We start from the raw sequence: 12174 nt of genomic DNA on the forward strand, positions 1-12174 counted from the left end.
GTCAGCTCGAGAGGGGCGGATGCCGGGAGACCGGTGTTCGCCCCTCTTCTCTTGGCAGCTGCGCCGGGTCCGTTGCGGGAGGGCGTCAGACCGAGATGCCGCGGGCGCGCAGGAACGGCGCGGGGTTGATCCGCACGCCCCCGCTGTAGACCTCGAAGTGGAGGTGGCATCCGGTGGAGACCCCCGTGTTGCCGATGTAGGCGATGGTCTGGCCGGCCCGGACGCGGTCGCCGTAGCCGACGTTGTACCCGCCGGGCTTGATGTGGGCGTAGCCCGTGACGATGCCGTCGCCGTGATCGACCTTGATGTAGTTGCCCCACGCGCCGCTGTACCCCGCGAAGATCACGCGGCCCGACGCGGCGGCATAGATCGGGGAACTGCAGCCGCCGGCGAAGTCGATGCCGCGGTGCCCGCTCGTGCAGTAGCCGTTGGAGCAGATGGTGCCACGGGCACCGAACCACGCGCTGATGTAGCCGTAGGCAGGGCGGACCCATCCGGAGGGCTGGACCTCGCCCGCGGAACCGCCGCCTCCTCCGCCGCCGCCTCCACCGCCGGAGCTGCCGCCGCCGCCGTTGTTGGCGGCTTCTTCTTCGCGGCGGCGGCGCTCTTCCTCTTCCTTGGCGCGGCGGGCGGCTTCCTCGCGCTCGCGCTTGAGTCGCGCCTCCCGTGCCTTGCGGCGCGCCTCGACGCCGGCCTTGTATTCGGTGACCGTCTTGGCGGTGGTGTCCTTCAGGGCGGCGAGCTGGCCTTCCAGCTCTTCGCGGTGCGCGCTCTGGGCCTCGAGCGCCGCCTGGGCTGCGGAGGCCGCGTCTTGCGCGCGGATCATCTTCGCTTCGGCCTCCTGCTGGAGGCGGTCGCGTTCGGCGCGGGCGACCTTGGCCTGGTTGGAGAGGTTCTGGGCGTTGTCGCGGGCGCTGACCGCCGCGGTGTAGACGCTGCGGTTGGCGTCGAGGAGCTTGTCCATCGTGCCGAGGCGGGCGAGGAGTTCGTCGGCGTTGGCGGCCGAGCCGGAGAAGAAGAGCTCGAGCGAGGTGTCGTCGCCGCCCATGCGGTAACGCTGCGCGGCGAGGCGGCCGAGCTTGTCGGCGGCATCCTTCGCCTTGGCCTCTTCCGCGTCGGCCTGCTCCTGGAGGGCGGTGGCACGATCGGCGGCTTCCTCGAACGCCTCCTGCGCCTCGTTGTACTCAAGCCCGAGCCGCTCCGCCTCGGCCTGCTTGGCGGCCACGTCGTTCTCGAGGTTCGCGATGAGGCCCTCGATGCGCGAGATCTCCGCGGCCTTGGACTTCTCGTTGGCTTTCGCGCGCTCGACGTCGTCCCACGACGGGTACGACGCGGCGAAGGCGGGGGCGCTGGCGAGGAAGCCGACCGCCGCGACACCCGCGACGCCGAGGCCGATCGCGCCGCGACGTGTGATCGTCCGGCCGAGGCTGCGCAACTCCTGAGGGGTCGGCGCGCAGCCGCACTCCTCCGGCGATCCGGACTGCTCAGAATGCACGTCTCACTCCTCAGTCACAACAGCAACACGAGCCACACTAACAACATGTGCCCCGGATGCCGAGGGTCGCGGCAACGTCGACGGTGGGGGTCGTCGATCGGCGCGGACCCGTCCATCATCGACCCGGCGGGGCACGATGCGCGCGAGGCCATGCCGTCGATTTCCGATTTGGGCGGATCGTGCGTATGCTTGAGCGTCGGTAAGCGTGAGCCTCCGGGTTCGCTCGGCCCCATCGTTTAGCGGCCTAGGACGCCGCCCTTTCACGGCGGTAGCACGGGTTCGAATCCCGTTGGGGTCACACAACCACCCACAACTGAACAAGCATGGCCCTGTAGCGCAGTTGGTTAGCGTGCCGCCCTGTCACGGCGGAGGTCGCGGGTTCAAGTCCCGTCAGGGTCGCTCCAAGCGACGGGCCCTTTGGAAACAGAGGGCCCTTCGTCTCGGACATGGCTCCTCGAAGCCATGCGGCTCTGTAGCTCAGTTGGTAGAGCGCACGACTGAAAATCGTGAGGTCACGGGATCGACGCCCGTCGGAGCCACACGGACCGTCGTTACAACGGTCCCAGAAACCCTCGCCTAGCTTCTACATGGCGGGGGTTTTGCTTTGGGCTGGTGAGTGGTCTCGGGGCCGGAGCCACTTGGACCCCCGGACACTCCGATCTCACCTCACTCCGCCGGCCGCCGTAGGTCCTGGGCGAGCATGACGAGGATGTCGCTCGGGCCGCGCAAGTAGGTGAGCTTGTACATGTCCTGGTAGGTCGCGACGCCGCGCAACGGGTGGCATCCGTGGGTGGCGGCGATGGCGAGGGACGCGTCGATGTCGTCGACGGAGAAGGCCACGCGGTGCATCCCGATCTGGTTCGGCAAGGTGGGGCCGGTCTCGATCGCCTCGGGATGGAGATACTCGAACAGCTCGATCTGACCCTGACCGCCCGGAGTCTGCAGGACGGCGATCTTCGCGTGGTTGCCATCGAGCCCGACGGCGGCGTCGGCCCACTCTCCGCTCACCGTGTCGCGCCCGACGACACTCAAGCCGAGGTCGACGAAGAAGGCGATCGCCTCCTCGATGTCGCGAACCGCGATGCCGACGTTCTCCAGTGCGATGCCCATCGTGTGTTCCTCCGCTCCGCGCCGACTGTGGCACGGCACGGCCCGCAATACAATGGCCCGCAGCGGGTGCGAGGCACCTCCGCCGGGCGGCACAACGGCGGACCGCGCGGGCGACACGCCGGGGGACAGCTCCGACACACCGGGGCGATGGACAGGATCTCCGCCGTTGCGTCCGACGCCACCGTCGCCCGGACCTCGGTCGTGCCACCGGCCAGCGCCTTGGACCAGCGCCCAGCCCCAGCGCCCCACGCCGGCGACCCGCCCCGGCACCCCGCCCACCCCGCCCGGCTAGGATGACCGAGTGGCGCCACATCCGGATCCCGCACCGCGCGTCGTCGGTTCCGATCGGGTGCTCGCGCTCCTGATCGAGCTGGCCGAGCGGCCCGACGGTGCCACTCTCGACGAGCTCGCTGCCGCCGTCGACAGCCCCAAGTCCACCGTGCACCGCGCGCTCGCCTCGCTGCGCCGTGCAGGGCTCGCCGCGCAGGCGGGACGCGGGATGTACGTCGTGGGCGACGAGTTCCTCCGGCTGGCGTTCGAGAACCATGCCCGCCGGCCCGAGCAGCGCACCGTGGAGCCGATCCTGCACGCCCTGGTCGACGCCTTCGGCGAGACCGCCCACTACGCCGTCCGCGACGGGGCCGAGGTCGTCTACCGCGCGAAGGTGGATCCGTCGTCGGGATCGGTGCGGCTGACCTCGGTGGTGGGCGGGCGGAACCCCGCGTTCTGCACGGCCGTCGGCAAGATGCTCCTGAGCGAGGCCGCCGGGAGCATCGAGGAACTGTCCGGAATCGTCGCCGCGACGCCTCTCGTGGCGCGGACCCCGCAGACGATCGTCTCGGTCGAGCAGCTGTGGGACGACCTGCAGCGCACGCGTGAGCGCGGCTATGCGATCGACGACCAGGAGAACGAGCAGGGCGTGAACTGCGTCGCGGTTCCCCTGCGCAGCGGCGCGCATCCCGAGACCGCGGGGGCGGTCAGCGTGAGCGCGCTCGCGTTCCGCACGCCCCTGCCGGAGCTCATCGCCCGCATCGACGAGGTGCGCGCGATCGTCGCGTCGAGTGGCGCCAGCCGCTAGGACCGCGCCTCAGTAGGTGGCCCGGCCCCCGCTGATGTCGTAGACCGCGCCGGTGGAGAAGCTCACCCGGTCGGACGCGAGCCAGGCGATCAGCTCGGCGACCTCCTCCGCTCTCCCCACACGTTTCATGGGAATGAGGCTCGTGATGTGGGCGAGCACGTCGGGGGCGGTGTCTTCGTTCATGGGGGTCGCGATCACCGCGGGAGCGATCGCGTTGACGAGGACGCCCGTCGTGGCCAGTTCCTTCCCCGCCGACTTGGTGAGGGCGATGACCGCGGCCTTCGAGGCCGAGTAGATCGACAGGTTGGGGTTGCCGTCCTTCCCCGCCATGCTGGCGAGGTTGACGACCCGGCCCCACCCACGCTCGACCATGCCCGGGACGAAGGCCCGCATCATCGCGACAGTCCCGAGCACGTTGACGTCGAAGACGTGTCGCCACTGCGCCGAGTCGGTCTCCAGCAGTGGCGTGTTCGGGCCGACGATCCCGGCCGAGTTGACGAGCACGTCGACGGGGCCGATGTCGGCGACGGCCGCCGCCACCGCCGCCTCGTCCGTGATGTCGAGCACGACGTCGCCACCGTCCGAGACGTCGACGCGGATCACCTCCACTCCGTCGTCGGCCAGTCGGGCCGCGGCCGCCGCGCCGAGGCCGCGTGCGCCTCCGGTCACCAGGGCACGTGTCATGTCGGTCTCCTTCGTCAGATCTGGATGAGGAACGTGGGGCCGGTCACGCTCATCGCGGGCCGATCACGGTCTGCCGTTGCGTGCCGAGTCCCTCGATGCCGAGGGTCATGACGTCGCCCTCGCGCAGCCAGATCTGGGGAGAGAAGCCCATCCCGACGCCGGGAGGGGTGCCGGTGTTGATGAGATCGCCGGGCTCGAGGACGAGGAACTGGCTGATGTAGTGGACGATCACGTAGGGGTCGAAGATCATCGTCGCGGTCGACCCGGTCTGCCGGCGCACCCCGTTCACGTCGAGCCACATGTCGAGGGCCGTCACGTCGTCGACCTCATCGGGGGTGACGAGCCAGGGCCCCGCGGGGTTGAACGTCTCGGCCGACTTTCCCTTCAGCCACTGCCCGCCCCGCTCCATCTGGAACGCGCGCTCGCTGACGTCGTTGACCAGCACCCAGCCGGCGATGTGGTCGCGCGCGGCGACCGGGGAGTGCAGATAGCTTGCGCGGGCGCCGATCACGATACCGAGCTCCACCTCCCAGTCGGCCTTCGTCGCCCCGCGCGGAAGCCGCACGTCGTCGTGGGGACCCACGAGCGTGTTGGGCGACTTCGTGAACAGGATCGGCTCTTCCGGCACGGCTTGGCCGGTCTCCCGTGCGTGGTCGCTGTAGTTGAGACCGACGCAGATGATCTGGTGCGGACGGGCGATCGGAGCGCCGATGCGCTGGCCCGCGAGCGGCGTGATCCGCCCCTCCCGCCGGCGCTCCTCGACGACCGGAGCGATCCGTGCGATCCCGCCGGACCCGAAGAACTCCTCGTCGAAGTCGGTGACGAGATCGGAGACGTCCACGAGCCCGTCCTCGGTGACCAGGACTCCGGGGCGTTCTGTGCCCTCCGGTCCGACGCGCAGTAGTTTCATTGGTCTCCTCCTTCAGGGACAGGGGCGAGGTCCGGGCCGGCGCTTCCCGACCACAGCAGCGGCGGGGCGCCGCGGCCGGGGGCCGGCGGGCGGGTTGCCATGAGTGGCCGTTCTCCATCGACGCTTCGTGAAGCGATGTCGCCAGTGTAGTCACATTCCGATAGTGCGATGGACATTCCAATTAGTGGAATGATTATGATGATGTGCGGGCGTGTCGAGGCCCGTTTCTGCGCTCCCCCGCAGCCGCAACCGCAGCCGCGCACACCGGCGGATACGTCCGGCAACACGCCGACGACGCGGCCTCAACCCCCGGCGTGTCGCCTCCCGCGTCCGCCGTTGTGCTCGAGAGAGAGGTGCGCCGCACGCGGGGCACATGCATCCCGCCACGCCCGCCTGGCCCCCTGGCACCCTGCCATCCCGGCGCCCTGGCCCGCCCCGTCGACGCAACTGCTGCCCGGACGCGAGCACAACGGCGGACTGGGCGCTCGACACGCCGCGCGAAGGGGAGGAACGCGCGGCGTGTTGCCTCGCCCGTCCGCCGTTGTGCACCTGGGACGGCACCCGGGAGGCACCCGGAAGGGACGGGCGGCACCCGGGAAGGCCGCACCCGAGAGGCCGCCGGGCGGCTAGCGGGTGCGGAGGGTGATCACGGTCCAGGACACGGGCGGGAGCTCGATGCTCCCGGCCCCATCGGCGAGCGCGAGCGACGTGTTGGCCCGCATCGACACGCGCTCGGGCTCGGCGAGCGTGTTGACGGCGTAGATGTCGTCGTCGGCGAGGGTCTGCGCGTCACCGCTGATCACACCGGAGAAGGAGGAGAGGTCGAACTCGAGCGTCGTGGTGTCGGTCTGCGACCGGTTCACGACGAAGATACTGACCGTCCCGGCCTCGGCGTCGTGCGTGGTGATCGCATCGATCGTCGGCACGGTGCCGTACACGGCGGTGTCGTAGGTGTCGGACTCCACCCGCGTCGTTACCGCCTCGCCGACGGCGAGGGCCGAGGTGAGGGCGAACGGGAAGAACGTCGTCTGCTTCCACGCGATGCCGCCGGGCTCCGTCATGATCGGGGCGATCACGTTCACGAGCTGCGCGAGCGATGCGCTCGTCACGCGGTCGGCGCGACGGAGGAGCGAGATCAGGAGGTTCCCCACGACGACGGCGTCGAGCACGGAGTACGCGTCCTCCAAGAGGCGGGGCGCGACCGGCCAGTTGTCCACGCCGGTGATCTTGTCGATCTTCTCGAAGCGCTCGTTGTACCAGACGTTCCACTCGTCGAAGGAGATGTTGACGACGTGGTCGCTGCGCTTGACGGCCTTGACGTGGTCGATGGTCGTGACGACCTGCTCGATGAAGGCGTCCATGTCGACGGCCGAGGCGAGGAAGCTCGCCGCGTCGCCGTTCTTCTCCTCGTAGTAGGCGTGGCAGGAGATGTAGTCGACGTCGTCGTAGGAGTGGGAGAGCACGACCCGCTCCCATTCGCCGAACGTGGACATGTGCCGGCTCGACGACCCGCACACCACCAGTTCCAGGGAGGGGTCGAACATGCGCATGGCGCGGGCGGTCTGGGCGGCGAGCTTGCCGTAGTCGTCGGCGGAGCGGTGCCCGAGCTGCCAGGGGCCATCCATCTCGTTGCCGAGGCACCACATGCGCACGTCGAACGGCGCGGAGCGTCCGTTGCTCGCCCTCTCGAGGGCCCGGGCGCTGCCCCCGGGAAGGTTCGCGTATTCGAGCAGGTCGAGCGCTTCGAGGGTCCCGCGGGTGCCGAGGTTGACCGCGAGGACGAGCTCGCTGTCGATCGACTCCAACCAGCGCTGGAACTCGTGGAGCCCCACCTCGTTGGTCTCGGTGGAGTGCCACGCGAGGTCGATACGCTCGGGACGCTGCTCGCGCGGGCCGACGCTGTCCTCCCAGCGGAACCCCGACACGAAGTTGCCCCCGGGATATCGGATGGCACTCACGCCCAGCTCGCGGACGAGGTCGCGGACATCCTCGCGGAATCCGTCGGCGTCGGCGGTGGGGTGGGTGGGCTCGTAGATGCCGTCGTACACGGACCGGCCGAGGTGCTCCACGAAAGAGCCGAACAGCCGGCGATTGACGGCACCGATCGGCAGCCGGGGGTCGAACATGAGTCGTGCGGTGGGCATTGCAGCCTCTCGTCTCGGGTCGGTCGGGGTCATTTGAGTCCGGTGCTGGCCACGCTCTGGATGAAGCGCCGCTGCAGCACGAGGAAGAGGACGGCCAGGGGCGCCAGGGCGATCAGGGAGCCGGCCATCATCACGCCGTAGGGGATGATGCCGTCGGGGCCGGTGAGCAGGGTGAGCCCGGAGGTGATCGTCCCCATCTGCTGGTCGGTCGTGAAGACGAGCGGCCAGAGCAGGTCGTTCCAGTTGTTGACGAAGGTGTAGATCCCGAGGGTCACCAGCGCCGGCACGGCGTTGGGGAGCACGACACTGCGGAAGATGCGCAGCTCGGACGCCCCGTCGATGCGCGCCGCGTTGTCGAGGTCGCGCGGAAGGGACAGGAAGAACTGCCGCAGGAAGAAGATCCCGAAGGCATCGGCGGCGCGGGGAGCGATCAGGCCCGTGTAGGAGTTGATCCATCCGAGATCGGCGACCAACTGATACACCGGGATCAGGGTGGCCTGGAAGGGCACCATGAGGCTCGCGACGATCGCGATGAGGAGCAGCTTGCTCCCGCGGAAGTCCACTCGGGCGAGCACATACGCGGCGAGCGAGTCGAACACGAGGGCGAACAGGGTCACGCCGCCGGCGAAGATGAAGCTGTTGAGGATGAGCCGGGCGAACGGCAGATCGGTGAAGATGCGCGTGAAGTTGTCGAGCGTCCACGCACCGGGCGCGAGCGTCGGCGGGAAGGCGTTGACCTCGGCGACCGGCTTGAACGCGGTGAAGACGATGATCGCGATCGGCAGCAGGATGAGCAGGGCCACGAGCAGCATGGCGGCGAAGAACAGCCAGCGGGTGAGCTGGTCGGTGAGGCGACGGCGGCGGGCGAGAGCGTTCATGGTCAACCGGCGTCCTTCTCACCGCGGGCGGTGATCGCGAACTGCACGAGGCTCAGCAGCAGCGTCGCGATCAGCAGCACGTACGACAGCGCGGAGGCGAACCCGAGTTCGAGATCCTTGAAGCCCGACTTGTAGATCTGCATCACGACGGTCTGCGTGCTCTGGTAGGGGCCGCCGCCGGTGAGGATGTAGATCTGGTCGAAGGCCTGCAGGGCGGCGATCGTCGAGATCACCAGCACGAACCCCGTCGTGTTGCTCAGGAGCGGCACCGTGACGTTGCGGAACCGGGCGAGGGGACCGGCGCCGTCCATCTTCGCGGCCTCGTACAGGCTCTGCGGGATCTCCTGCACGCCGGCCAGGAACACGATCATGTAGAAGGGGAAGTTCTTCCACACCGCGATCAGCACGACCGTGGGCATCGCGAGAGCGGGATCCTGCAGCACATCGCCGATGCGGACCCCGAACGACTGCAGCCAGAAGTTCAGGAGTCCGACCTGCGGGTCCAGCAGGTACTGCCATGCGAAGGCGGCCACCGCCAGGGAGACGATGAAGGGCAGGAACAGCGCCGTGCGGAAGGCGCCGCGCAGGGGAAGCTTCGGACTGTTGAGCGCGAGGGCGAGCAGGAGCGCGAGGAGCACGACGACCGGGGTGAACATGACCGTGTAGAGCGCCGTGTTGCCCATCGCCCGCAGGATGTTCGGCTCGGTGAAGACCGCGATGTAGTTCTCCAGCCCCACCCACTGCTCCAGCCCGAAGCCGCTGGCATCGGTGAAGGACAGGCGGAGCGCGGCGAACATGGGCCAGAAGACGAACGTGATGAGGATCGTCATCGCGGGAAGCAGGAACGCGACGATCGTGATGCGCCGCTTCGCCCGCCCGCGCAAGGGGCCACGACCCCCGATCTGGGGCGGCGGGCGGAACCGTCGAGTGCTGGTGAGCGTCATCGCTGCTTCCCTCTTCTGAGCGGTGTCCCTCACCGCTTCTCCAACGTTGTAAATGACAGTATGGGCCACGGCCCTGCGCCGTCAAGTCGACCTCGCGCCGGCGGCGACGACCTCCGGTCGAGCATGCGCGAGACACCATTTGACAATTGCGATCCGACGATCCACTATGTGATCACAACGCTGTTACAACGTTGTAGAACCCAGAGGCGAGAGGAAGTTTCGCCGTTTCATCGACAGTGGAGTCGACTCGTGGAGGTCCAGCACCAATGAAGAAGCCCATCACCGCAGCAGCACTCGTGAGCGCCGTCGTGCTCATGGCATCCGGCTGCGCGGCCAGCACGCCCACCCCGGAAGGCCCGATCACCATCGACTTCTGGCACGGCTACACCGAAGCCGACGGCAAGGTGCTCAACAATCTCGTCGAGGAGTTCAACGCCTCGCAGGACAAGATCGAGATCACCGCGTCCACCAAGCCCTGGGCCACGCTGCTCGACACAGCGCTACCCGCCCTCAGCTCCAAGACCGGACCCGAACTGGTCGCCCTTCCCGCCGAGAACGTTCCGGTCTGGGCCTCCAAGGGGGCTCTGCACGATCTCGACGACTGGTACGGCGCGTCGGACAGCGGCGCGGGGGTCCTCAACGAAGGCGCGGTCGCCACCGGAGTGGTCGAGGGCAAGCACTACGCCGCGCCGCTGAGCTTCACCCCGCTCACGATGTTCTACAACACCGCCATGTTCGAAGAGGCGGGTGTCGAGGTCCCCACCACCTGGGATGAGTGGGTGGCGGCCGCCGAGAAGCTCACGATCGACGAGAACGGCGACGGCACGCCGGAGCAGTACGGCCTGGCGCTGCAGGACCACGGAACCGTCGGCAACGGCGTGTGGCCCTCGCTCTTCAAGAGCGGCGGCGGCGATGTCGTCACCGCCGACGGCAAGGCCGTGATCGACTCGCCGGAGAACGTGAAGACGCTGACCTACTGGAAGGACGCGCTCGCCAAGGGCAAGTTCTCCCCGACGGGCCTGGCCGGCGCCGACGCCGACGGCCTCTTCAGCTCCAGCAAGGTGGCGATGACCCTCGCCGGACCGTGGATGGCCACCGTCTCGGAGTCCTCGGGCATCGACTACGGCATCGCGCCCCTCCCCGCCGGACCTGCCGGGATCAAGGCCTCGGCGCTCGCGGTCGACCTGAGCGTCACGTCGCAGGCGACCGACCAGGAGAAGGAAGCCATCCAGACGTTCCTCACGTGGTTCTACCAGAAGAAGAACATGGTGACGTGGTCGCTCGCCTCGGGCTGGCCTCCCCTGACCAGTGAGGTCACCGCTGCCGACGTCGCCGAGAACAAGGTGGTCGCCGCCCTCACCGATCAGTCGCAGTACGGCGTCGCGCTCCTGCCGGGGGTCATCCCGTCCACCGACGTGCTGACGGCGATGGACACCGCCACCCAGAAGGCCCTCGCCGGCGGCGACGTGGCCGAGCTCCTCAGCTCCGCGCAGAAGGAGATGGACGCCGCACTCGCCGGCTGACGCTCCGGATATCGTGGGCCGGGCCTTCGCACCGCTCGATGCGGTGCGGGGTCCGGCCCCCTTCTTTCCCCTCCCCTCACCCCTCATCCGCACCCCACCCGAACACCACCGAAGGACGACACATGCGCTGGTTCGAAGACGGACGCCTCCGATTCGCCGTCGGAGTCGAAGACACGTTCATCCCGCAGACGCGGCCGGGCGAGCGCGCCCTCGACGAGTACGAGCTCATGCAGCACTACCGCTTCTGGCGGGAGGACCTGGAGTACTGCGCCGAAGCCGGCAGCGAGATGGTCCGGTGGGGCATCCCGTGGTACCGGATCCAGCCCGAGCCGGGCACGTGGGACTGGGAGTGGCTCGACCGCGTCGTCGACGCCTTCGACGAGCTGGGCCTCGACCTCGTGACCGACCTCATGCACTACGGAACCCCGTTGTGGCTGGAGGACCAGTTCGTCCACCCCGACTATCCGAAGCGCGTGGCCGAGTACGCCGCCGCCGTGGCCGAGCGCTACCGCGGGCGGATCCGCCACTACACGCCGCTGAACGAACCGCTCCTCAACGTCATGTACTGCGGAGAGTTCGGACAGTGGCCGCCGTATCGCACCGGCGATCGGGGCTTCGTCGACGTCCTCCGGGGCGTCACCCGCGGCATCGTCACCACCCAGAACGCGATCGAGGCGGTGGACGAGGCGGCCGACTTCGTCCACGTGGAGGCGTCGTTCCGCTTCACCGGTGACCTCGACGCCCATCGCGAGACGCACGATCACCTCCGCCACCGCCGGTTCCTGATCCAGGACCTCGTGATGGGTCGCGTCGGCGACGACCACGCGCTCGTGCGGTATCTGCGCGCCCACGGCTTCGGCGACGACGACCTCGCGTGGGCCCGCGCCCACACCGCGCAGCCCGACGTCGTCGGCGTCAACTACTACCCGCAGCACTCCACCGAGACCTTCGAGCGCGGCGTGACCCGCTCCGGCGGCCCGCGCGACCTACGGCCCCGGCACAACGCCGGGGTGGAGGGCATGAAGGACGTGCTCACCTCGTTCGCCGAGCGCTACGGCAAGCCCGTGTTCCTGACCGAAACGAGCTACACCGGCACCGTCGACGAGCGGATCTCGTGGATGAGGGAGTCGGTGGCCGCCGTCGACGAACTCCGCGCCGACGGTGTGGACGTGGTCGGATACACCTGGTGGTGCATCACCGACATGATCGAGTGGTCGTACCGGACCGGCGACAAGTCGGCGATGAACTACCTCCTCACGATGGGCCTGTGGGCCCTGGAGGAGGAGTCAGACGGAACGCTCCGACGCGTGAAGACGCCGGTGGCGGACGAGTTCCACCGACTCGCCACCCGCACCCGCTGACGCAGAAATTCGTGGTTGACGCGCTTTACATCGTTGTGAAATCCTCC

Annotated in this window: 10 protein-coding genes and 3 tRNA genes; 6 read left to right on the forward strand and 7 right to left on the reverse strand. The window is 68.7% G+C overall.

The window, feature by feature from the left end:
* Nucleotides 1-85 precede the first annotated feature (85 nt).
* The gene (locus tag AVP41_RS11220; RefSeq protein WP_067164363.1) at nucleotides 86-1495 is read right to left on the reverse strand and encodes a M23 family metallopeptidase; all 1410 of its coding nucleotides are present in this window, start codon (nucleotides 1493-1495) and stop codon (nucleotides 86-88) included.
* Between the two features lie 225 nt (nucleotides 1496-1720).
* Here AVP41_RS11220 and AVP41_RS11225 point away from each other — a divergent pair.
* From AVP41_RS11225 to AVP41_RS11235, 3 genes are all read left to right on the forward strand, one after another.
* Nucleotides 1721-1793 (forward strand) — tRNA-Glu (locus tag AVP41_RS11225).
* Between the two features lie 27 nt (nucleotides 1794-1820).
* A tRNA-Asp gene (locus AVP41_RS11230) sits at nucleotides 1821-1894 on the forward strand.
* Nucleotides 1895-1961: 67 nt separating this feature from the next.
* Nucleotides 1962-2034: transfer RNA gene (locus tag AVP41_RS11235), tRNA-Phe, on the forward strand.
* 127 nt (nucleotides 2035-2161) lie between these two features.
* Here AVP41_RS11235 and AVP41_RS11240 read toward each other — a convergent pair.
* Nucleotides 2162-2605 (reverse strand): VOC family protein, encoded by a 444-nt coding sequence (locus tag AVP41_RS11240; protein ID WP_067164364.1) that lies wholly within the window; start codon nucleotides 2603-2605, stop codon nucleotides 2162-2164.
* Between the two features lie 301 nt (nucleotides 2606-2906).
* On the opposite strand from AVP41_RS11240, the gene AVP41_RS11245 reads away from it, so the two are divergent.
* Entirely contained in the window at nucleotides 2907-3683 is a 777-nt protein-coding gene (locus AVP41_RS11245; protein ID WP_067164367.1) for an IclR family transcriptional regulator, read from the forward strand.
* A 9-nt stretch (nucleotides 3684-3692) separates the two neighbouring features.
* On the opposite strand, the gene AVP41_RS11250 is transcribed toward AVP41_RS11245, so the two are convergent.
* The 5 genes from AVP41_RS11250 to AVP41_RS11270 all read right to left on the reverse strand — a co-directional run bounded on the left by AVP41_RS11250 (nucleotide 3693) and on the right by AVP41_RS11270 (nucleotide 9243).
* A complete protein-coding gene (locus AVP41_RS11250; protein WP_067164368.1) occupies nucleotides 3693-4367 on the reverse strand; it encodes an SDR family NAD(P)-dependent oxidoreductase in 675 nt (224 codons plus the stop codon).
* A gap of 49 nt (nucleotides 4368-4416) precedes the next feature.
* Complete coding sequence (locus AVP41_RS11255) at nucleotides 4417-5277, reverse strand: fumarylacetoacetate hydrolase family protein (protein ID WP_067164370.1); 861 nt, start codon at nucleotides 5275-5277, stop codon at nucleotides 4417-4419.
* Nucleotides 5278-5903: 626 nt separating this feature from the next.
* A complete protein-coding gene (gene arfA / locus AVP41_RS11260) occupies nucleotides 5904-7421 on the reverse strand; it encodes an arabinosylfuranosidase ArfA (protein WP_067164371.1) in 1518 nt (505 codons plus the stop codon).
* Nucleotides 7422-7450: 29 nt separating this feature from the next.
* Nucleotides 7451-8299, reverse strand: coding sequence for a carbohydrate ABC transporter permease (locus AVP41_RS11265; RefSeq protein ID WP_067164373.1), 849 nt, complete (start codon nucleotides 8297-8299; stop codon nucleotides 7451-7453).
* A 2-nt stretch (nucleotides 8300-8301) separates the two neighbouring features.
* On the reverse strand, nucleotides 8302-9243 hold the full coding sequence (locus AVP41_RS11270; RefSeq protein ID WP_067164375.1) for a carbohydrate ABC transporter permease: 942 nt from the start codon (nucleotides 9241-9243) through the stop codon (nucleotides 8302-8304).
* Nucleotides 9244-9509: 266 nt separating this feature from the next.
* On the opposite strand from AVP41_RS11270, the gene AVP41_RS11275 reads away from it, so the two are divergent.
* Both AVP41_RS11275 and AVP41_RS11280 read left to right on the forward strand, forming a co-directional pair.
* Nucleotides 9510-10766: an ABC transporter substrate-binding protein gene (locus AVP41_RS11275; protein WP_067164377.1), complete on the forward strand. Its 1257-nt coding sequence runs from the start codon at nucleotides 9510-9512 to the stop codon at nucleotides 10764-10766.
* 122 nt (nucleotides 10767-10888) lie between these two features.
* A complete protein-coding gene (locus AVP41_RS11280) occupies nucleotides 10889-12127 on the forward strand; it encodes a family 1 glycosylhydrolase (RefSeq protein WP_067164380.1) in 1239 nt (412 codons plus the stop codon).
* Nucleotides 12128-12174: the final 47 nt, after the last annotated feature.

Source organism: Microbacterium sp. TNHR37B (genome assembly GCF_001620065.1).
Classification (GTDB): Bacteria; Actinomycetota; Actinomycetes; order Actinomycetales; family Microbacteriaceae; genus Microbacterium.